General features: G+C 69.0%; 23 protein-coding genes, 1 tRNA gene and 1 other RNA gene. 12 read left to right on the top strand and 13 right to left on the bottom strand.

Annotated elements, in window-relative coordinates; translation table 11 throughout:
- Positions 1 to 2 precede the first annotated feature (2 nt).
- Positions 3 to 782, bottom strand: coding sequence for a CoA transferase subunit A (locus tag V2S05_RS02350; RefSeq protein WP_413633671.1), 780 nt, complete (start codon positions 780 to 782; stop codon positions 3 to 5).
- A 110-nt stretch (positions 783 to 892) separates the two neighbouring features.
- On the opposite strand from V2S05_RS02350, the gene V2S05_RS02345 reads away from it, so the two are divergent.
- The 4 genes from V2S05_RS02345 to V2S05_RS02330 are packed head-to-tail and all read left to right on the top strand — an operon-like array spanning position 893 to position 3,902.
- Positions 893 to 1,678 (top strand): IclR family transcriptional regulator, encoded by a 786-nt coding sequence (locus tag V2S05_RS02345; RefSeq protein WP_413635209.1) that lies wholly within the window; start codon positions 893 to 895, stop codon positions 1,676 to 1,678.
- Positions 1,679 to 1,712: 34 nt separating this feature from the next.
- The gene (locus V2S05_RS02340) at positions 1,713 to 2,159 is read left to right on the top strand and encodes a MarR family winged helix-turn-helix transcriptional regulator (RefSeq protein ID WP_413633670.1); all 447 of its coding nucleotides are present in this window, start codon (positions 1,713 to 1,715) and stop codon (positions 2,157 to 2,159) included.
- Positions 2,156 to 3,382 (top strand): MFS transporter, encoded by a 1,227-nt coding sequence (locus V2S05_RS02335; protein WP_271637838.1) that lies wholly within the window; start codon positions 2,156 to 2,158, stop codon positions 3,380 to 3,382. Before V2S05_RS02340 ends, V2S05_RS02335 begins: the two co-directional genes overlap by 4 nt.
- Positions 3,383 to 3,404: 22 nt before the next feature.
- The gene (locus V2S05_RS02330) at positions 3,405 to 3,902 is read left to right on the top strand and encodes a YbaK/EbsC family protein (RefSeq protein WP_413633669.1); all 498 of its coding nucleotides are present in this window, start codon (positions 3,405 to 3,407) and stop codon (positions 3,900 to 3,902) included.
- On the opposite strand, the gene V2S05_RS02325 is transcribed toward V2S05_RS02330, so the two are convergent.
- Entirely contained in the window at positions 3,903 to 4,382 is a 480-nt protein-coding gene (locus tag V2S05_RS02325) for a hypothetical protein (RefSeq protein ID WP_271637841.1), read from the bottom strand.
- Positions 4,383 to 4,481: 99 nt separating this feature from the next.
- Here V2S05_RS02325 and V2S05_RS02320 point away from each other — a divergent pair, with 99 nt between their 5' ends.
- From V2S05_RS02320 to V2S05_RS02300, 5 genes are all read left to right on the top strand, one after another.
- Positions 4,482 to 5,570, top strand: a complete 1,089-nt coding sequence (locus tag V2S05_RS02320; protein ID WP_413633668.1) for an LOG family protein — start codon at positions 4,482 to 4,484, stop codon at positions 5,568 to 5,570.
- Between the two features lie 94 nt (positions 5,571 to 5,664).
- Positions 5,665 to 5,737, top strand: a tRNA-Lys gene (locus tag V2S05_RS02315).
- Positions 5,738 to 5,823: 86 nt separating this feature from the next.
- Positions 5,824 to 6,192: a hypothetical protein gene (locus V2S05_RS02310; protein WP_413633667.1), complete on the top strand. Its 369-nt coding sequence runs from the start codon at positions 5,824 to 5,826 to the stop codon at positions 6,190 to 6,192.
- A 99-nt stretch (positions 6,193 to 6,291) separates the two neighbouring features.
- A complete protein-coding gene (locus V2S05_RS02305; RefSeq protein ID WP_413633665.1) occupies positions 6,292 to 7,101 on the top strand; it encodes an inositol monophosphatase family protein in 810 nt (269 codons plus the stop codon).
- Between the two features lie 36 nt (positions 7,102 to 7,137).
- Complete coding sequence (locus tag V2S05_RS02300; protein ID WP_413633663.1) at positions 7,138 to 7,707, top strand: hypothetical protein; 570 nt, start codon at positions 7,138 to 7,140, stop codon at positions 7,705 to 7,707.
- Between the two features lie 46 nt (positions 7,708 to 7,753).
- On the opposite strand, the gene V2S05_RS02295 is transcribed toward V2S05_RS02300, so the two are convergent.
- Positions 7,754 to 7,951, bottom strand: a complete 198-nt coding sequence (locus V2S05_RS02295) for a hypothetical protein (RefSeq protein WP_271637847.1) — start codon at positions 7,949 to 7,951, stop codon at positions 7,754 to 7,756.
- A 117-nt stretch (positions 7,952 to 8,068) separates the two neighbouring features.
- On the opposite strand from V2S05_RS02295, the gene V2S05_RS02290 reads away from it, so the two are divergent.
- Positions 8,069 to 8,674, top strand: a complete 606-nt coding sequence (locus V2S05_RS02290; RefSeq protein WP_271637848.1) for a TetR/AcrR family transcriptional regulator — start codon at positions 8,069 to 8,071, stop codon at positions 8,672 to 8,674.
- A 43-nt stretch (positions 8,675 to 8,717) separates the two neighbouring features.
- On the opposite strand, the gene ssrA is transcribed toward V2S05_RS02290, so the two are convergent.
- Positions 8,718 to 9,087: a transfer-messenger RNA gene (ssrA, locus tag V2S05_RS02285) on the bottom strand.
- A gap of 159 nt (positions 9,088 to 9,246) precedes the next feature.
- Here ssrA and V2S05_RS02280 point away from each other — a divergent pair.
- Positions 9,247 to 9,900 (top strand): SIMPL domain-containing protein, encoded by a 654-nt coding sequence (locus tag V2S05_RS02280; RefSeq protein WP_413633662.1) that lies wholly within the window; start codon positions 9,247 to 9,249, stop codon positions 9,898 to 9,900.
- 42 nt (positions 9,901 to 9,942) lie between these two features.
- Here V2S05_RS02280 and hflX read toward each other — a convergent pair whose 3' ends face one another.
- Positions 9,943 to 11,451 carry a GTPase HflX gene (hflX, locus tag V2S05_RS02275; protein ID WP_413633660.1) on the bottom strand — a complete coding sequence of 503 codons (1,509 nt, stop codon included), beginning with the start codon at positions 11,449 to 11,451 and terminating at the stop codon, positions 9,943 to 9,945.
- 70 nt (positions 11,452 to 11,521) lie between these two features.
- On the opposite strand from hflX, the gene V2S05_RS02270 reads away from it, so the two are divergent.
- Entirely contained in the window at positions 11,522 to 12,169 is a 648-nt protein-coding gene (locus V2S05_RS02270; RefSeq protein WP_413633659.1) for a class I SAM-dependent methyltransferase, read from the top strand.
- A gap of 10 nt (positions 12,170 to 12,179) precedes the next feature.
- Here the strand turns inward: V2S05_RS02270 and dapF are convergent, their stop codons facing one another.
- The 8 genes from dapF to V2S05_RS02230 all read right to left on the bottom strand — a co-directional run bounded on the left by dapF (position 12,180) and on the right by V2S05_RS02230 (position 18,753).
- Positions 12,180 to 13,052, bottom strand: a complete 873-nt coding sequence (gene dapF, locus V2S05_RS02265) for a diaminopimelate epimerase (RefSeq protein ID WP_413633657.1) — start codon at positions 13,050 to 13,052, stop codon at positions 12,180 to 12,182.
- 9 nt (positions 13,053 to 13,061) lie between these two features.
- Positions 13,062 to 13,598 carry a dihydrofolate reductase family protein gene (locus V2S05_RS02260; protein WP_413633655.1) on the bottom strand — a complete coding sequence of 179 codons (537 nt, stop codon included), beginning with the start codon at positions 13,596 to 13,598 and terminating at the stop codon, positions 13,062 to 13,064.
- Positions 13,599 to 13,636: 38 nt separating this feature from the next.
- Positions 13,637 to 14,566, bottom strand: a complete 930-nt coding sequence (miaA, locus tag V2S05_RS02255) for a tRNA (adenosine(37)-N6)-dimethylallyltransferase MiaA (protein WP_413633654.1) — start codon at positions 14,564 to 14,566, stop codon at positions 13,637 to 13,639.
- The gene (gene miaB / locus V2S05_RS02250; protein WP_413633653.1) at positions 14,563 to 16,116 is read right to left on the bottom strand and encodes a tRNA (N6-isopentenyl adenosine(37)-C2)-methylthiotransferase MiaB; all 1,554 of its coding nucleotides are present in this window, start codon (positions 16,114 to 16,116) and stop codon (positions 14,563 to 14,565) included. The genes miaA and miaB overlap by 4 nt, the downstream gene beginning before the upstream one ends.
- Positions 16,117 to 16,175: 59 nt before the next feature.
- A complete protein-coding gene (locus V2S05_RS02245; protein ID WP_413633651.1) occupies positions 16,176 to 16,868 on the bottom strand; it encodes a regulatory protein RecX in 693 nt (230 codons plus the stop codon).
- Between the two features lie 48 nt (positions 16,869 to 16,916).
- Positions 16,917 to 17,960 carry a recombinase RecA gene (gene recA / locus V2S05_RS02240; protein WP_182252964.1) on the bottom strand — a complete coding sequence of 348 codons (1,044 nt, stop codon included), beginning with the start codon at positions 17,958 to 17,960 and terminating at the stop codon, positions 16,917 to 16,919.
- 246 nt (positions 17,961 to 18,206) lie between these two features.
- The gene (locus V2S05_RS02235; RefSeq protein ID WP_271637859.1) at positions 18,207 to 18,428 is read right to left on the bottom strand and encodes a DUF3046 domain-containing protein; all 222 of its coding nucleotides are present in this window, start codon (positions 18,426 to 18,428) and stop codon (positions 18,207 to 18,209) included.
- A 16-nt stretch (positions 18,429 to 18,444) separates the two neighbouring features.
- Positions 18,445 to 18,753, bottom strand: a complete 309-nt coding sequence (locus tag V2S05_RS02230) for a helix-turn-helix domain-containing protein (protein ID WP_071642381.1) — start codon at positions 18,751 to 18,753, stop codon at positions 18,445 to 18,447.
- Between the last annotated feature and the right edge of the window lie 70 nt (positions 18,754 to 18,823).

Below are 18,823 nucleotides of genomic sequence, written 5' to 3'. Positions count from 1 at the left end.
GGTCATCTCTTCCCTTCCTGGGGGCGGGTCGTGCGGCGCTCGATGCGCTTCTCGATGTCGCTGCCCACCTCGACCACCCGGTGCACGTAGACGCCGGGGAGGTGCACGCTGTCGGGGTCGAGCTCGCCCGGTTCTACGAGCTGCTCCACCTGCGCGATGCAGATGCGGCCCGCCATGGCCGCGAGAGGGTTGAAGTTTCGTGCGGCCTTGTTGAACACGAGGTTGCCGTGCCGGTCGCCCATCAGCGCGTGCACGAGCGCGAAGTCGGTGGTGATCGCCTCTTCGAGCACGAAGTCGCGCTGTTCGCCGTGGAAGTCGAAGGCGCGCACGTCCTTGACGGGCGAAGCCACGGCGATCGTGCCGTCGGCGTTGTACCGGCGCGGGAGCCCGCCCTCGGCGACCTGCGTTCCGACACCCGTCTGCGTGAAGAATGCGGCTATGCCTGAACCGCCCGCGCGCAGCTTCTCAGCCAGCGTCCCCTGCGGGGTGAGCTCGAGCTCGAGGTCGCCCTCGAGGAACTGCCGTTCGAACTCCTTGTTCTCGCCGACGTAGGAGGAGGTCATCTTGCGGATGCGGCGCGATCCGAGCAGGATGCCCAGGCCCCAGTCGTCGACGCCGCAGTTGTTGCTCACGACGCTGAGATCGCCCGTTCCCTGCGCATGCAGCGCCTCGATGAGCGCCATGGGATTGCCGGAGAGGCCGAAGCCGCCGACGGCGAGCGACGCGCCGTGCGGGATGTCGGCGACCGCCTCGGCCGCCGATGGGAACTGTTTGTCGATCAAGACCACTCCTTCGTGTGCGCTGTCTCCAGCATCCGCGCACGCCCGACAGCAGGCAAGCCGGCGCTTGCGATGTGGTCGTCCGACCGACTAGCGTCCACATCGTGGAACGGCTGGACGGCACGCGGCGCACAGTGCCCGGAGCGCAGGCGGTCGCGCGCGCTGCGGCGCTGCTGCGCCTGGTCTCGGCATCCGCAGACGGTGTCGGCCTGCAGTCGCTGGCGCGGGATGCCGGGCTGAGCCGCTCGACCGCGCACCGCCTGCTCACGGCGCTGCGCGTCGAGGGGCTCGTCGACCAGGACGAGACGACGGCGAGATGGATGCCGGGGCCCGAGCTGTATCTGATGGGAACCGTCGCGGCCGCGCGGTACGACATCACCGAGCTCTCTCGCGACATCGTGCGATCGCTCGCCGTGAAGACAGAGGAGAGCGCGTTCCTCTCCACGCGTCGTGCTGACGAGACGGTGTGCCTGGTGCGCGAGGAGGGCTCGTTCCCCATCCGCTCCTTCGTGCTCAGCGAGGGGGTGCGCTTCCCCCTCGGTGTGGCGAGTGCGGGCCTGGCGATCCTCGCTTTCCTCCCCGACCACGATGTGGATGCGTATCTCGAACGCCACCCAGAGCTGGAGGAGCGATGGGGCTCGGCGCACGGCGACCGCCCGCTGCGGCGAAGGCTGGGCGAGACGAAGGCGCGCGGGTACTCGGTCAATCCCGGGCTGATCGTGGAGGGCTCGTGGGGCATGGCGGCCGCGGTGTTCGACAGGGAGGGCCGTCCGGATTGGGCGCTCAGCATCACCGGCGTCGAGTTCCGCTTCTCAGCGGACAGGCTTCCCCAGCTGGGCCGAACACTGCTGGCGCACGCGCACCAGCTCTCGTCGCGGATCGCAGGCGGCCGCCACTGATCCATTAGATACCGCCAGGTATATACTTGTTGGTATGCATAAATCCGAAGCGGTCACGGCGATCGTTCTCGCCACGCACGCGCTGGCGCGGATCGCCGCACACGATGCCGGCAACGACGCACCGTCCGCGCAGTGGCGTGCTCTCAGCATCCTCGATCAGCGGGGCGGGATGCGTCTCGGCGCCCTGGCGTCCGCCGCCCGCACGACGCAGCCGGGCATGACTCGCCTGATCGGCACGCTCGAGCAGGCGGGCCTCGTCGAGCGCACTGCCGACCCCCACGACTCCCGAGCCACCGTCGTCACCGCGACGGAGGCCGGAATCCGCGCCCTCGACGACTGGCGCACCGAGCTGGGCGCCACGCTCGCCCCGCGCTTCGACGGCCTCAGCGACGACGACTGGCGAGCGATCGAGCGCACCGCCGCCATCCTCGGCGAGCGCGTGCAGAGCACATCATCCGACACGACGGGAGCACACGAATGAGCGGAACACCACAGGGATCGATCTGGCGTCAGCCGGCACAGGTGTGGGCGGTCGCGTTCGCGTGCGTCGTCGCGTTCATGGGCATCGGCCTGGTCGACCCGATCCTTCCTGCGATCGCGGAATCGCTGCAGGCCTCCCCCGTCGAGACGGAGCTGCTGTTCACCAGCTACCTGCTGGTGACCGGGCTCGCGATGCTCATCACCAGCTGGATCTCCAGCCGCATCGGCGCCAAGGCCACGCTGCTGGTGGGCCTCGGGCTGATCGTGATCTTCGCCCTGCTGTGCGCGGTGAGCGGCAGCGTCGACTGGGTGATCGGCTTCCGCGCCGGCTGGGGACTGGGCAACGCGCTCTTCATCTCGACCGCGCTGGCGACCATCGTCGGCGCCGCTGCCGGCGGCAGCGGCGCCGCCATCGTGCTCTACGAGGCGGCGCTCGGTCTCGGCATCGCGGTCGGTCCGCTGCTCGGCGGTCTGCTCGGCGAGCTCAGCTGGCGCGGCCCGTTCTTCGGCGTCGTGGTGTTGATGGCCATCGGGTTCATCGCCGTGCTCACGCTCGTGCGCACCGACGGCGAGCGCCGCGAGCCGATGCCGTTCTCGGCGCCGTTCCGCGCGCTGCGCCGCCCCGCCCTCGCCGTGCTCGCCGTGGCCGCCCTGTTCTACAACATCGGCTTCTTCGTGCTGCTGGCGTTCTCGCCGTTCCCCCTCGGCTTCGGTGCCATGGGCATCGGTCTGACCTTCTTCGGCTGGGGTGTGGCACTCGCGGTCACGAGCGTCTGGGTGGCTCCCGCCCTGATGCGCCGCGCCTCTCGTGCATCGATCATCCTCATCACCCTGCCACTTCTGGCCGTCGACCTCATCGTCGCGGGTCTCGTCGTCGCCGACCCCGCTGCGCTGGTGGTGTGCATCATCGCCGGCGGTCTGCTGCTCGGCGTGATGAACACCGTCCTGACCGAGGCCGTGATGGAGGCCACCGACCTGCCGCGCTCGGTCGCCTCGTCGGCCTACTCCGCCGTGCGGTTCCTCGGCGGCGCGATGGCGCCCCCGACGGCGGCCGCCCTCGCCCACGCGTACGGCGACACCGTTCCCTACCTGTTCGCGGCGGCCGCCGTGCTGCTCGCGGCTCTGACGGTTCTTCTCGGTCGCCGCGCCCTCGCCCACATCGACGATCCGGCCGCGGGCGACGGCGAGGAGGCCGCGGCTATCCTCATCGGAGACGCCGCGTGAGCGGCATCCACCGTTCGCGCCGATGAGGAGAGAGCTCGTGACCGATTCCGACACGCTTCCGCCCCGCAGCCGTCTCGTGCGCGAGCGTCTCGCCGAAGCCGGGATCGACGCCCGCATCATCGTGCTGCCCGAATCGGCGCACACCGCCGCGCTGGCCGCGCACGCCATCGGATGCCCGGTGGGCGCGATCGCGAACAGTCTCGTGCTCGTCGCCGACGGGGAGCCGATCCTGGTCATGACCAGTGGGGCCCATCGTGTGGACTTCGTCGTGCTCGCCGAGCAGATCGGGGCGGAGTCCGTGGCGATGGCGTCGCCGGCGGTCGTGCGGTCGTCGACGGGACAGGTCATCGGCGGGGTGGCGCCGGTCGGGCACCCCGCTCCCCTGCCGACCTACCTCGACGAGTCTCTCAGCGCGTTCGGCGAGGTGTGGACGGCAGGGGGCACCGCCGAGACCGTGCTGCCGCTCACCTTCGCGCAGCTGACCGAGGTGACCGGCGGCAGGATGGTGCGGGTGCGCTGATCACTCGACCATCAGGTCGTCGATCTCGAGGTCCTCGTCGAGCAGGCAGTAGATGATCAGGTCGGGGTACTCCTCCGGCGCGATGAAGAGCAGCGTGATGCCTCCGTCGCCGAACACCACAACGCCGTCCAGAGCGATGTCGTCTCTCAGCGCCTGCAGCGCCTCGACCAGGTCGGCCTCGTCGTCGTCTTCGTAGGCGGCTTCGGTGAGCTCTTCGACGACCTCGCTCTCGCGCGCCTCGAGGATCTCCTCCGTGAGACGCGCCAGGGCGTGCTTCACGGTCTCCTGCATGGTCTCGAGGTCGGGAAGGTCCTCGCGTTCGACAGGCTCCTCGTCCTCTTCGTCGTCCTCATCTTCGTCGTCGTAGTCGAACTCCTCATCGAATTCGTACTCGACCGTGACGCGTCGGCCTCCGGGCAGTTCCACGGTCGCGGTGAGCGCGCCGTCCTCATCGGTGTCGATGTCGTCGAGATCGATCATGAGAGCCACCTCCTGTCCGCCATGTTCTCACCGGGAGGCCGCGTACGGAAGAGCCGAAGGAAGCGTGGTGCCGGTGCCGCGCTGCTCTAAGGTCGTCGCATGAGGAGAACGCGTGGACGGGTCGTCGATGTCGACACGCTCGCGGACTTCGACCGCCGTCTCGCCGCAGGCGCCCGCTCGCTCTACGGATGGCGGATGCGCGCACTGGACCTGACCGAGCGCAGCAGCGCCCTGCGGTCGGTCGATGTCACCGGATCGCTGTTCCTGGGCTGTCGCCTGGCGCTCGCCGACGAGTCGTCGGTGCGGGCGCGTGGCGCGGTGGTGTTCCCGGAGGTTCCCGGCATCCCGATCGACACTTACCGCACTGCGCTGTACACGCCTGGCGAGCTGTTCGGAACCGCGGACTACGCGGACAGCCTCGATGCGCGCACCTACGCCTGGTCGAAGCGCGTGACGTCGAGGGATGCCGCACTCGCGAAGTCGCTGCACGATCACACCATCGATCTGGCGCTCTCGGACTGGGTGAGCGGTCGGCGGCTCGTCGGCGTCATGGGCGGGCATGGTGTGGTGCGCGGCAGCCGCGAGTACGCCGACGGAGTCGAGCTCGGCCAGCACCTGTCTCAGACGCTGACGGTCGCGACCGGCGGCGGACCGGGCGCGATGGAGGCCGTCAACCTCGGCGGATATCTCGCGGGCCGAGGAGCGGATGCCCGAGAGCACGCGCTCGGGATGCTCGCCGCGGTGCCGAGCTTCGCACCGAGCATCGCCGCGTGGGCCGACGCGGCATTCGCCGTGCGGCACGAGTTCCCCGGCGGCAGCGAATCGCTCGGCATCCCCACCTGGCACTACGGACACGAGCCGCCGAACCCGTTCGCCAGCGCGATCGCCAAGTACTTCCGCAACGCGCAGCGTGAGGCGATCCTGCTGGAGGTGTGCCAGGCCGGCATCGTGTTCCTGCCGGGGTCGGGTGGCACCGTGCAGGAGATCTTCCAGGATGCCTGCGAGAACTTCTACGCCGACGAGTCGTCGGTCGCCCCGATGATCCTCGTCGGGTGTGCGTACTGGACCGAGCAGTACCCCGCCTGGCCGCTGCTGACCGCACTCGCCGCCGGGCGGCCGATGGAGCGCCACGTGCACCTCGTCGACACCGTGCAGGAAGCGGTCGATCTCGCCACCGCCGGCGCCTGAGGCGCGCAACCCGCCCGGCAGACCGATGCGATTTGGCGCGACCATCAGCCGCTGGTAATGTAATTCCTCGGCCGGGGAAATCTTCCCGGGCCACGCACCTCTAGCTCAATCGGCAGAGCAACTGACTCTTAATCAGTGGGTTCAGGGTTCAAGTCCCTGGGGGTGCACGGACAAGCCCCGAAGACTCTCGCCAGTCTTCGGGGTTTTTCTGCATGCGGGCCGCACGTCGCCACACGCCACGTAGAGTTCCGGCATGGAGATCACGCCGGACGTCGTCGTCAGCCTGCGCGCCGATGAGGTGTTCGTCTTCGGCAGCAACGCCGCAGGTCAGCACGGCGGGGGCGCCGCCCGCGTCGCCCACGAGAGGTTCGGCGCCGTGTGGGGCGAAGGGCACGGCCATCACGGTCAGTCGTATGCCATCGACACGATGAGCGGCCTCGACGTGCTCACACGTGAGGCGCGTGCATTCATCGGGTTCGCGACCGAGCATCCGGATCTGCATTTCCTGCTCACCCCGGTGGGCTGCGGCATCGCCGGATACACGCCGGAGCAGGTCGCCGTTCTGTTCGCGGGTGTGCCCGAGAACGTCGCCGTCCCCGCTTCGTTCGTGCCGTACCTCTGAGCGACTCGGCCTGCAGAGGCCGGGCGGCGGGCGCGTTTCGTGTCTGGACCGATATCCTGCAGGCGGGTTCGCCCGAGAGGCCGCGCTTATCCTGGATAGGTGACCGACACCCGCGACGACGCCGACCTCGCCGCCGATCTCGCGCTCGCTCTGCGGCTGGCGGATGCGGCGGACGCCCAGTCTCTCCCCCGCTTCGACGCGGCCGATCTGCAGGTCTCGCGCAAAGCCGACCGCACGCACGTGACCGATGCCGACCTCGCCACAGAGCGCGCGATCCGAGAGCTGCTCGCCGCCGAGCGCCCTGCCGACGGCATCTTCGGCGAGGAGTACGGCGCGGAGGGCGACACCCACCGGCAGTGGATCATCGACCCCATCGACGGCACGGCGAACTTCCTGCGCGGAGTGCCGCTGTGGGGCACGATGATCGCCCTGGCGATCGACGGCGTGCCACGCGTCGGCGCGGTCAGCATGCCGGCCCTGTCACGCCGCTGGTGGGCCGCCGACGGTCTCGGCGCGTGGACGAACACCGCAGACGCTCCCCGCCGCCTCTCGGTGTCTGATGTGGACTCGCTCGACGATGCCAGCATCAGCTTCCAGAGCATCGGTCAGTGGGCCGACGCCGGGAAGCTCCCCGAGCTCCAGGCGGTCGCCGACCGCGTGTGGCGCGACCGCGCCTACGGTGACGTGTACAGCTACATGCTGCTCGCCGAGGGCCGCATCGACATGGTCGCGGAGTTCGACGTCAAGGAGTACGACATCGCCGCAGCCGTGGCGATCGTCCGAGAAGCGGGCGGCCGCATGACCGCCTTCGACGGGGCCGAGACCCTGTCGGCGCTGTCCACGCTCGCCACGAACGGCATACTGCACGACCCCTTCCTGTCCCTGTTCCGCGACGCGCGACTCCCCTGAGCACGCCGCGGCACCTCCCCTCTCCCCGGATTCCCCATGAGCCCCCGCACTCCCCTCGCCTTCAGCGCGCTCGCAGCCGTCCTCCTGCTCGCGTCGTGCTCCGCACCGGACCCTACGCCGACGCCCACGCCCCCCGCATCGACGAGCGTCGAGCCGACGACTGCCGCGACCACCGCGCCGGTCGACGACGCCACGCCGGCGCCCAGCGCCGAGCCCACCTGCAAGACGATCATCACGCCCGGCACCGTCGACGCCCTGACCTCCCAGGGATGGACCGCGAAGCAGGAAGAGCTGCGCATCGGCGAGACGCTCATCGAGGACGGCCTGCTGTGCATGTGGGCCGACTTCAGCACGGCGTCGGACCACGGCCAGATGTACGGGTGGGGCGCGCTGGACGCGCGCACCTCCGACGTCGCCCAGTCGAACCTGAAGCGCGACGGCTGGCTGCGCTCGACGGAGGGCGATCTGGTGTACTTCACCGAGGACCCGGCCTACGCCATCGCGACCGACGACGACGGCTTCGGCATGACCTACGAGTTCGGCGACGGCTGGGTGAAGTTCGCGGACACGAAACAGGGCCTGCTGCTCATCGAATGGAAGGGATGAGCGAACAGGCCCGGGAGCGAAGGCGCCGCGCGAGCGGCGCCTTCCGTCACTTCTGGCGCTGACCCCAGCTGTCGGTGCGGCGCGTCGCCGAGCCGCGCTGGCGCATCACGTACGCCATGGCCAGGCTGACGAGGATGATGCCCGCGCTGAACGCCACGCCCTGCCAGGCGGGCATCTCCCACGCTGCGCCGAGAAGCCACATGCCGCCCAGGAACAGCACGAGGAACACGATGAAGTCGACCATGTCGAAGCCTTTCCGATCGTCGGATTACCCTCTCAGCTTACCGGTCTGACCGGCGACTCCGCGGCCGCGTCCGTGGGAGCCGCGCGGTTAGAGTTGGTGCATGCCGAGGACTCGCCCGTGACCGCGACGACAGACCGGCCCTCGCGCCGCGGACGCCCGGGGCATGATCGTGCCGACGTCATCCGCGTGGGCGTGCAGCTGTTCAACGAGCAGGGCTACGACGCGACATCGGTGTCGGATCTGACCGCTCGGCTCGGCGTGACGAAGTCCGCGCTGTACCACCACGTCGATTCCAAGGAGCAGATCCTGCAGATCGCCCTCGACGACGCCCTGGGAGGTCTGGAGGATGCCCTGCACGCGGCGCTCGAGCATCCCACGGCCGGTGAGCGGCTCACCGCCATCGTCGACGGCGCCGTGCGGGTGCTGACCGAGCGGCTGCCGCAGGTCACGCTGCTGCTGCGCCTGCGCGGCAACAGCGAGATCGAGCTCGCCGCTCTCGAGCGGCGTCGTCGGTTCGACCACACGGTCACCGGCATGGTGCGACAGGCGCAGGCCGAAGGACTGGTGAGAGCGGATCTGGACGCCGGTGTCGCCACCCGCCTGATCTTCGGGATGATCAACTCGGTCGTCGAGTGGTATCGGCCGGATGGCCCCGTCGACCCGCAGCTGCTGGGCGCGGAGATCCGCGCGGTCGCACTCGACGGGCTGCGCCCTCGGGTGTGAGGGGCGTGGGTCCTCGGGACTGGTCTTCCACAGTGACAGCGGCTGGTGGAGCTGGGGGGAATCGAACCCCCGTCCGACGCTGCTAATCCACGTCTTCTCCGGGCGCAGTCTGTGGAGGCGTTCTGCTCGGCTCCGACCTTTGTCACAGACACCTAAGTCGACGAGCCCAGTCTGGGAAGAGTCCCACGTGACGTCCAGACGCCGTCACGCAGCAAGATCCCTAGATGACGCCAGGGTCCGTATGGGGATCACATACGGTCTGACGGACTATCGGGCTCGCTTAGGCAGCGAGGGCGAAGTCGTTGCGCTTGGTTTCGGCAACTATGTTTTTGCAGGGAGCGTTCACGAGATAACCCTGCATCCTCGGCCCGCTTCTCGTCGATACACAGGCGCCGTCGAAACCGATCAGCCCCGTGGACCTTCTCGCGAAGGAGCCGCTGTCACACTGTGGAATTACCAGCGGGAGCATGTGCTCCCGAGCATCACAGACTACAACGGATCGACGCCGGATGCTATTCCGCCCCGGGTCCGTCCGCACCCGCCGGTCCGCGCTGTGCCGTACAGTCGCTCGCATGAGCGAAGTCATCATCACCGTCCGCGGCGAGCACGAACTGCGCGTCGCGCCCGAGCGCGCCACCGTCCGACTCAGCGTGGCGCTCGACGGCCCCGAGCGAGAGGCGGTGGCGCAGCGGGTTCTGGCCCTCGCGGGGCCGGTGCGCGAGAGCATCGTCTCACGGGAGGACGCGGGCAGCGTGACCGCCTGGACCAGCCAGCGGCTGAGTGTGTACGCCGAGCGGCCCTGGAACGCCGATGGGCGCAGGCTCGCGCCCGTCTACCGCGCAAGCATCGACTTCACCGCCACGTTCGCCGACATCTCGGAGCTGTCGCTGTGGGCCACCGAGCTCTCCGCCGAGGACGGCGTCGCCCTCGGCGGGGTCGATTGGCATCTGACCCCTGAGACCGAGCGCGAGGTCGAGCGCGAGGTCGCGACCCAGGCCGTCGGCGTCGCCGTCTCGCGCGCTCGGGCCTACGCTGAGGCGCTCGGTCTCAGCACCGTCATCCCCCTGGAGATCGCCGATCGCGGGCTGATCTCGGCCGAGACCGCCGGCTTCGCACCGGTCGCGATGCGTGCTGCCGGAGCCTTCGACACGGCGCCGGCGATGGAGTTCCAGGGCGAGGAGATCACCGTCTCCGCCACGGTGGAGGGCCGCTTCTCGGCATCCTGACAGCTCCTGCTGCGGGCGAACCGTCGCCCGCAGCAGCAGCCGTCAGCCGATGGCGAAGGGCGCGAGTTCGGCCGCGAGGCGCTCGGAGACGTGCGCGTGCACGGCCGTGCCGTTCTCCTCGTGTTCAGCCGAGACCAGGACACCGCTCTCGTGAACCGCCGAGATGAGATCTCCCCTGTCGTACGGCACGAGCGCGCGTACCTCGACGGCCGGCATCGGCAGGCGCCGCTCGATCTCGGCCCGCAGCTCCGCGATGCCCTCCCCCGTACGCGACGACACGAAGTGAGCGTCGGGTGCGAGGCCGCGCAGCACGAGGCGCTCGTCGGGGTCGATCAGGTCGGCCTTGTTGAAGACGACGATCTCAGGGATGTCCCGCCCGCCGACGTCGCCGATCACATCGCGCACCGTCTGCAGCTGCGCGGAGGGGTCGGGATGCGAGCCGTCGACGACGTGCACGAGCAGATCGGCCTGGCCGACCTCCTCCAGCGTCGAACGAAACGCCTCGACCAGCTGATGCGGGAGATTGCGCACGAAGCCGACCGTGTCGGCGAGCGTGTACACGCGGCCGTCGGCCGATTCGGCCCGCCGGACGGTGGCATCCAGTGTCGCGAACAGCGCGTTCTCGACGAGCACGCCGGCGCTGGTCAGAGCGTTCAGCAGGCTCGACTTGCCGGCGTTCGTGTACCCCGCGATCGCCACCGAGGGAATGGTGTTGCGCTTGCGTTCGGCCCGTTTGGCGTCGCGCGCCGGAGCGAACTCGCGGATCTGCTTGCGCAGCTGCGCCATGCGGGTGCGGATGCGACGGCGATCGAGCTCGATCTTCGTCTCACCGGGTCCACGTGAGCCCATGCCCGCGCCGCCCGCGCCGACCTGGCCGCCGGCCTGACGGCTCATCGACTCGCCCCAGCCGCGCAGTCGCGGCAGCAGGTACTCGAGTTGAGCCAGCTCGACCTGCGCCTTGCCCTCGCGGCTCTTCGCATGCTGGCTGAAGATATCGAGGATGACGGTGGTGCGGTCGATCACCTTCACCTTCACGACGTCCTCGAGCGCGCGTCGCTGACTGGAGGCGAGCTCGGTGTCGGCGATGACCGTGTCGGCGCCCACGGCGGCGACGATGTCTTTGAGCTCCTGCGCCTTGCCGCGGCCGAGGTAGGTCGCAGGGTCGGGGTGCGGCCGGCGCTGCAGCAGACCGTCGAGCACCACGGCGCCTGCCGTCTCAGCGAGGGCGGCGAGCTCGCGCAGCGAGTTCTCGGCATCCTCCTGCGCGCCCTGCGGATACACGCCGACCAATACGACGTTCTCCAGACGCAGCTGCCGGTACTCGACCTCGGTGACGTCCTCGAGTTCGGTCGAGAGGCCCGCGACACGTCGGAGGGCATGGCGATCCTCGAGGTCCCACTGCGCGCCGTCCGCGTCGGTGTGGGCGGCTGATGCCGCATCCTGCAGCGCCTGGGCGGCGCCGAAGACGCGCGCCTGCGTGCGCGGCTCTGCGTTCGCGAGCACGCGATCCAGTGCGTCCTGTGTGATGTTGTCGTCGTTGGTGTTCGTCATCCGGTGGTGAACTCTGTCCTCTCTGAGAAGCGCCTTAACCTTAGCCCGCGGTGTCCGGTACGCTCACTGCATGCCGTCGTCCGATCATTACTTCAGTGCGGCCCCGGCCAGTGCCGAGAACCTCCGAACCATCACCGTCCCGCTCGCGGGACGCGATCGGGAGGTGACCACCGCGGGCGGCGTGTTCAGTCCCGACCGGCTCGACACCGGCACTGCGGTGCTGTTCGCCAACATGGCTCCTCTGCCGCCGAGCGGCAACTTCCTCGATCTCGGATGCGGGTGGGGCCCGATCAGTCTCACCATGGCCCTCTCAGCGCCGCACGCCACGATCTGGGCGGTCGACGTGAACGAGCGGGCGCTGGATCTCACCAGGCGCAACGCCGAGTCCCTCGGCCTCACCAATGTCAACGCCGTGAAGCCCGAGGATGTTCCCGACGACGTGGTGTTCACCACGATCCGCTCGAATCCGCCGATCCGGGTGGGCAAGAGCGAGTTGCACTCCATGCTCGAGCGCTGGATCCCCCGCCTCGACGAGCGCAGCGACGCCTGGCTGGTGGTGCAGCGCAACCTCGGCTCCGACTCGCTGCAGCGGTGGATGGCTTCGGTGTTCACCCCGGGCTTCAGCGTGACCCGCGCGGCGACCGGCAAGGGGTACCGCATTCTCAAGGTGCGCCGGCACGGCACCCCGCCGACCGCCCCGATCGTGCTGCCCGAATGAGCGATCGGCCTCAGACGAGGTCGATCTCACCCCGGTAGACGAGCTGCGCGGGCCCCGACAGGGCGACGTGCTCGCCGTCCTCCGCGGGGAACATCCGCACCCCGAGCACCCCTCCGGGCACCTCGACGCGCCACTGATGCGGCGCTTGCGACCCCGCCCAGTGCCGTACCGCGAGGGCGGTCGCCGCCACACCCGTTCCGCAGCTGAGCGTCTCGCCGACACCGCGCTCGTGCACGCGCATTCGCACATGCCCGATCCCGTCTCTTACCAGGGGCTCGCCCGGCACCACGAACTCGACGTTCGCACCGTCGACCGGGGCGGGGTCGAGAATCGGTGTCGGGTTCAGGTCGAGCCCGGCGAGCTCGTCGTCGGATGCCAGGGCGACCACGACGTGCGGATTGCCCACGTCGATCCCGAGGCCAGGGCGCGGGACCGAAAGTCCCGCCGCCCGCGCGAGCGGCTCGCCGCCGACGAGCTTCCACAGGCCGAGATCGACCTGGTAGCCGTTCTGGGAGCGCAGCACATCGCGCACCCCGGCCCTCGTGCCGATGGGCAGCGTCGAGCCGCTGTCGATCGTGGCGAGGCCAGCGCGAAGCAGGTAGTGCGCGAAGACGCGGATGCCGTTGCCGCACATCTCGGCGATCGACCCGTCTGCGTTCCGATAGTCCATGAACCACTCGGCATCCGGCTCCTCGGCCAGAGCCGCCGCGCCTTCGGGAATCGACGCGGATCGCACCACGCGCAGCACGCCGTCGGCGCCGACGCCGAAGTTGCGGTCGCACAGGGCCTGCACCTGAGTGGCCGCGAGATCGAGAGCGCCGTCGGCGTCTTCGATGATCACGAAGTCGTTCCCCGTGCCGTGCCCTTTGGTGAATGCGACCATGCGAACAGTCTAGAGATCGTCGGAACCCCCGACCCGGTACCTGCCGCACATGAAGCTGCGGTTGCGCGCCACGTCGATCAGCTCGAGGTCTACTCGCCGTGGCAGGAGCGGCGCCCCCGATCCGAGCATGACCGGCGCGTACTGCACCCAGACCTCGTCGAGCAGCCCGGCGTCGGCGAACTGGCCGGCCAGGTCTCCCCCGCCGACGATCCAGAGGTCCTTCCCCTCGGCCGCCGCCGTCATCTCGGCATGCACCTGACGCACGTCCTCATGTGTGAAGCGCACGTCGCCCCGTGCCGGAGCGGGGATGTCGCGGTGGGTGAACACCCAGGTCGGCTGCGCGTAGTCCCATCGTCCCTCCTCGTGCCGCATGACCCACTCGAACGTGGACGATCCCATGGCGAGAGCCCCGATCCCGGCGATGAACCCGGGATAGGCCATCGGACCGTTCTCGTCGATGTCCTGGCTGAGCAGCCAATCCAGCGAGTGCTCGGGTGTGGCGATGAACCCGTCGAGTGACGAGGCGGTGTAGTAGTGCGTGGCCATGCGCCCATCGTGCCTGCAGCCGCCGACGCCCGCCAGAGTCAGTCGATGAGCGAGTCGACGTCGACGGGGTGCTCGGCCCATTCGATGTCGGGGTAGCGCTTGAACCACGACACCTGTCGCCGCGCGTAGCGGCGAGTGAGCGCCTGCGTCTCGGCGATCGCCTCATGCTGGTTCAGCTCGCCGCCCAGCTGCGCGAGCGCCTGCGCGTATCCGATCGCGCGTGACGCGGTGACGCCCCTCTCGATGCCGTCGGCGCGCAGGCGGTCGACCTCTTCGAGCATCCCGTCCTGCCACATCCGCTCCACGCGTCGGTCGAGGCGCTCGACGAGCTGCTCTCGCGGCGTGTGGAGGCCGATGATCCGTGTCGCGGGATGCCACAGCTCGGGCTTCTCGGGCAGAGCCGCCCCGTGCGTCGCGCCGCCCTGCTCGATGACCTCGAGCGCGCGGACGATACGGCGTCCGTTCTTCGGATCGATCCGGGCGGCGGTCTCGGGATCGCGCGCGCGCAGCTGCTCGAACACCGCTCCGGCACCGTGCGCGTCGAGCTCAGCTTCGAGACGGGCTCTGACGGCCGCATCCCTCGGCGGGAAGCGGAAGTCGAAGATCACGCTCGAGACGTACAGTCCGGAACCGCCGACGAGGATCGCATCGCCGCCGTGGGCGTGGATGGCTGCGATCGACTCTCGGGCGCGCGGCTGATACCAGGCGACCGCCGCCTCGTCGGCGACCTCGCGGACATCGAACAGGTGGTGCGGGATGCCCCGCCGCTCGGCGACGGCGAGCTTGGCCGTGCCGATGTCCATGCCCCGATACAGCTGCATGGCATCGGCGTTGACGATCTCGGCCGGATTGCCGCGTGCGCGCAGCCGCTCGGCGAGGTCGAGAGCGAGCTCGCTCTTGCCGGTGCCCGTGGCGCCGACCACCGCCCAGAGCCGGGGGTGGCCCGGTCGCGCCGAGTGCGGGGTCAAGACCCCGCGGGGCGCAGGGTGGGCAGGCCCAGCGAGACGGTGCGCGGCGCACCCGACTCGCCAGCCGTGGCGGGAACCCCGCACGATGCGGCCTGCGCGCGGTCCCATGCGTCGCCGCCTCGGGTGCGGCGGATGCGCAGCGGCGCACCGGTCGGATCGTCGGCGAGGAGATGGAACGGCGCGCCGTGGGTGATCTTGACGGTGACGACGTCGCCGGGGCGCGGCAGCTCGGAGCCCGGCGTCACCTCGAAGTGCACCAGACGGTTGTCCTCTGCACGACCGGTGAGGCGGTGCGTGGAGGCGTCCTTCTTGCCCTCGCCGACCGAGACCAGCACCTCGACCTCACGGCCGACCTGCTTCTGGTTCTCTTCCAGCGAGATCCGCTCCTGCAGCGCGATGAGGCGCTCGTAGCGCCGCTGCACCACATCCTTGGGCACCTGGTTCGGCATGGTCGCGGCGGGCGTGCCCTCGCGGATGGAGTACTGGAACGTGAAGGCGCCTGAGAAGCGGGACTGCTCGACGACGCGCATGGTGTCTTCGAAGTCCTCATCGGTCTCGCCGGGGAAGCCGACGATGATGTCGGTGGTGATGGCGGCGTGCGGGATGCGCTCGCGCACCTTCTCGATGATGCCGAGGTAGCGCGAGCTGCGGTACGAGCGGCGCATCGCCTTGAGGATGCTGTCGCTGCCGGACTGCAACGGCATGTGCAGCTGCGGCATGACGCTGGGGGTCTCGGCCATCGCGTCGATGACGTCGTCGGTGAAGGCTGCGGGGTGCGGACTGGTGAACCGGATGCGCTCAAGCCCCTCGATCTCGCCCGCCGCACGCAGCAGCTTGCTGAACGCCTGGCGGTCGCCGAATTCGACGCCGTAGGAGTTGACGTTCTGCCCGAGCAGAGTGACCTCGATGGCCCCGTCTTCGACGAGCAGGCGGATCTCATTCAGGATGTCGCCGGGCCGGCGGTCCTTCTCCTTCCCGCGCAGGCTCGGCACGATGCAGAACGTACAGGTGTTGTTGCATCCGACCGAGATCGACACCCAGCCGCTGTGCGCGGAGTCGCGCTTGGTGGGCAGGGTCGAGGGGAAGACCTCGAGTGACTCGAGGATCTCGAGCTCCGCCTCGCCGTTGTGGCGAGCGCGCTCGAGCAGCCCCGGCAGGGAGCCCATGTTGTGCGTGCCGAAGACGACGTCTACCCAGGGCGCCTTGTCGAGCACAGCCTGCTGATCCATCTGCGCGAGGCACCCGCCGACGGCGATCTGCATGCCCTCGTGCTTGTCCTTCCGGGACTTCAGATGCCCGAGGGTGCCGTAGAGCTTGCCGGCGGCGTTGTCGCGGACGGCGCACGTGTTGATGATGACGATGTCGGCCTCGTCGCCGGCATCAGCCCGCACGTACCCTGCGCTCTCGAGCGAGCCGGAGAGACGCTCGGAGTCGTGCACGTTCATCTGGCAGCCGAAGGTGCGCAGCTCGTAGGAGCGACGGCGCCCATCGGCGGCGATCGCCGCGTCGGAGAGCGCGATGATCGTCGGTTCGGAGGAGAGAGAAGACATGATGCGTCCATTCTACGAGCCGCCCGGCCTGGTGGCTGAGCGGCCCGTAGAGCGGATGCTCAGTCGGAGTCGACGAACCGGACGCCCGAGGGCCGCATGCCGGGGCGGGTCGCCGCACGACGCACGCCGACCTCGCTCAGAGCTGTGCGAGCGGCGTCCATCGCGACCGATCCGCCGTAGCCGCGACGGGCGAGCTGCCCGTGAAGCCGGCGCAGGGCGGTGTCGTACTCGAGGCGGCTCATGCCGGATGCCTTGCTGCGGGCGAACTCCAGTGCACGCTCGGCATCGTCGTCGGGCAGCTCTGCGAGTGCGTCGTCGACGATGTCGCGCGGGATGCCGCGCTGCGCGAGCGATCGAGCCAGGGCGATGCGGCCCTGTCCCTTTCGCTCGGAGCCCGAGGTCACCAGCAGCGACGCCAGCGTGTGATCGTCGAGATAGCTGCGGCGGAGGAACTCATCGATCACGTCTTCGATCGCGTCGCGATCGAGGCCGTTCTCGCGCAGAACCGATCGCGCTTCCGAGACCGACAGCTGCTTGGCGCGGAGCTTGCGCACCAGGGTCTCCTCGGCGCGCTGACGGATCTCGTCGGCGTCGGGTTCGACCGGCGCTGGCTCGTCATGGGCGTCGCCCGGATCGTCGAATCGCACGCCGGCCGGCGCGGGCGCGGCCCTCACGGAGTCCGTGGCAGGGCCGACGCCACGCGCGCCAACGAAGAGCGGGATCACCGGCGCGAGCTTGTCAGCGGATGACATGACTCACCACGGTTGTTGAGCGACGTCGAAACACGTCAGCGGATGACATCAGGCCGGACGACGCTCGGCGAGCTCGTCGACGGTGGCCTCGGCCTTGACGCCGACGCCCAGCTTCTGCTTGATCTGCGTCTCGATCGCCATGGCGATGTCGTCGTTCTTGATCAGGAAGTTGCGGGCGTTCTCCTTGCCCTGCCCGAGCTGATCGCCGTCGTAGGTGTACCAGGAGCCCGACTTCTTGACGATGCCGTGCTCGACGCCGAAGTCGATGAGGCTGCCCTCGCGCGAGATGCCTACGCCGTAGAGGATGTCGAATTCGGCCTGCTTGAAGGGCGGGGCCATCTTGTTCTTGACGACCTTGACGCGGGTGCGGTTTCCGACCGCTTCGGTGCCGTCCTTCAGCGTCTCGATTCGACGGATGTCGAGGCGGACCGAGGCGTAGAACTTCAGCGCCTTACCACCGGCCGTCGTCTCCGGAGAACCGAAGAACACACCGATCTTCTCGCGCAGCTGGTTGATGAAGATGGCGGTGGTCTTCGTCTGGTTCAGCCCACCGGTCAGCTTTCGCAGTGCCTGCGACATGAGTCGGGCCTGCAAACCCACGTGCGAGTCGCCCATCTCGCCCTTGATCTCCGCCTCGGGAACGAGGGCGGCGACGGAGTCGATGACGACGAGGTCGATCGCGCCCGAGCGGATCAGCATGTCGGCGATCTCGAGCGCCTGCTCACCCGTGTCGGGCTGCGAGACGAGCAGCTGATCGATGTCGACGCCGAGCTTGCGCGCGTACTCGGGGTCGAGCGCGTGCTCGGCGTCGATGAACGCGGCGATGCCGCCCGCGCGTTGCGCGTTGGCGATCGCGTGCAGCGTGAGCGTGGTCTTACCAGACGACTCGGGACCGTAGATCTCGATGATGCGTCCGCGCGGCAGACCTCCGATGCCCAGGGCGACGTCGAGGGCGATCGACCCGGTCTGGATGACCTCGACGGGAGCGCGCTCGTCGCTGCCCAGTCGCATGATCGAACCCTTGCCGAACTGACGCTCGATGTGCGCGAGCGCGGAGTCCAGGGCCTTCTCGCGGTCGTCGGTTGATGGCATGACGTGCTCCTCTGTATCTCGAAGTTCTGCCGCCTGTAGGCTGTCGCGGCCGTTCCGGATGGAGTGACTCTGCGACAAGGCGTATGGCTCAGTGCCACATCCCTCACCGTACGAGCAGCCACCGACATTGGTTCGGCGACAGCGTCTGATGTGGAGAAGATGACCTCAAGACCACTTGTGCAGAACACTACGCGGACATCGAACACATCTTCGACGACACGCCGAAAGCGAACCGCGGAGTTTCGTTCAGCGCTCGCGGGGATCCAGGCGCCCGACGCCGTAGCGACGCGTCGCGGGAACGTCGGTCTCGTCGCACAGCGCGAGCCAGATGTCGCGCGGGGGAACACCGGCATCCAGCGCCTCGCGCGCCGTCCTGCCGAGCGACCCGAGGATCAGGTCGTGCACAAGAGAGTCCGCGCGGCCGCCGAACTCATCGGCGACCGCGCGGAGGAACTCGCTTCGTCTCATGGGAGTCGCTGCAGCGTCAGTGCAGCGACAGCTCGGGCTCGACCTCGGCGACGAGGTCGTCTGGCACCACATCCGGGAACGGGCTGAGGCCCTCGAGCACGGAGATGCGGTCACCCACTTCGCGCATGATCGTCGAGATCGGCACATCGAGCGCTTCGGCGACCGATGCGAGGATCTCGCTCGACGCCTCCTTCTGACCGCGCTCGACCTCGCTCAGGTAGCCGAGGGCCACTGAGGCCTTGCTCGCGACCTGTCGCAGGGTGCGCCCCTTCTGCAGGCGGAAGTCCCGCAGCACATCGCCGATTTCCTGTCTGACGAGGATCATCGGAACCTCCTCTCCTTCGCGCCACCCGGAACCTGCTCCGAGGGAATCGCCAGTCTAACCCGACCGGGTG

Origin of the sequence: Microbacterium sp. OR16, from assembly GCF_047306725.1 — a bacterium.
In the GTDB taxonomy this organism is placed as follows: domain Bacteria; phylum Actinomycetota; class Actinomycetes; order Actinomycetales; family Microbacteriaceae; genus Microbacterium.
This window is presented reverse-complemented; position numbering and strand designations above follow the sequence as displayed.

Bases quoted from the DNA above. Each gene is read 5' to 3' on its own strand.
- V2S05_RS02280 (WP_413633662.1), top strand. From the start codon at position 9,247: ATGAGCGAAGTCATCATCACCGTCCGCGGCGAGCACGAACTGCGCGTC.
- V2S05_RS02330 (WP_413633669.1), top strand. From the start codon at position 3,405: ATGAGGAGAGAGCTCGTGACCGATTCCGACACGCTTCCGCCCCGCAGC.
- V2S05_RS02260 (WP_413633655.1), bottom strand. From the start codon at position 13,598: ATGGCCACGCACTACTACACCGCCTCGTCACTCGACGGGTTCATCGCC.
- dapF (WP_413633657.1), bottom strand. From the start codon at position 13,052: ATGGTCGCATTCACCAAAGGGCACGGCACGGGGAACGACTTCGTGATC.
- V2S05_RS02270 (WP_413633659.1), top strand. From the start codon at position 11,522: ATGCCGTCGTCCGATCATTACTTCAGTGCGGCCCCGGCCAGTGCCGAG.
- hflX (WP_413633660.1), bottom strand. From the start codon at position 11,451: ATGACGAACACCAACGACGACAACATCACACAGGACGCACTGGATCGC.
- V2S05_RS02325 (WP_271637841.1), bottom strand. From the start codon at position 4,382: ATGATCGATCTCGACGACATCGACACCGATGAGGACGGCGCGCTCACC.
- V2S05_RS02335 (WP_271637838.1), top strand. From the start codon at position 2,156: ATGAGCGGAACACCACAGGGATCGATCTGGCGTCAGCCGGCACAGGTG.
- V2S05_RS02295 (WP_271637847.1), bottom strand. From the start codon at position 7,951: ATGGTCGACTTCATCGTGTTCCTCGTGCTGTTCCTGGGCGGCATGTGG.
- V2S05_RS02230 (WP_071642381.1), bottom strand. From the start codon at position 18,753: ATGATCCTCGTCAGACAGGAAATCGGCGATGTGCTGCGGGACTTCCGC.
- V2S05_RS02310 (WP_413633667.1), top strand. From the start codon at position 5,824: ATGGAGATCACGCCGGACGTCGTCGTCAGCCTGCGCGCCGATGAGGTG.
- V2S05_RS02245 (WP_413633651.1), bottom strand. From the start codon at position 16,868: ATGTCATCCGCTGACAAGCTCGCGCCGGTGATCCCGCTCTTCGTTGGC.
- miaB (WP_413633653.1), bottom strand. From the start codon at position 16,116: ATGTCTTCTCTCTCCTCCGAACCGACGATCATCGCGCTCTCCGACGCG.
- V2S05_RS02340 (WP_413633670.1), top strand. From the start codon at position 1,713: ATGCATAAATCCGAAGCGGTCACGGCGATCGTTCTCGCCACGCACGCG.
- V2S05_RS02320 (WP_413633668.1), top strand. From the start codon at position 4,482: ATGAGGAGAACGCGTGGACGGGTCGTCGATGTCGACACGCTCGCGGAC.
- recA (WP_182252964.1), bottom strand. From the start codon at position 17,960: ATGCCATCAACCGACGACCGCGAGAAGGCCCTGGACTCCGCGCTCGCG.
- V2S05_RS02300 (WP_413633663.1), top strand. From the start codon at position 7,138: ATGAGCCCCCGCACTCCCCTCGCCTTCAGCGCGCTCGCAGCCGTCCTC.
- V2S05_RS02235 (WP_271637859.1), bottom strand. From the start codon at position 18,428: ATGAGACGAAGCGAGTTCCTCCGCGCGGTCGCCGATGAGTTCGGCGGC.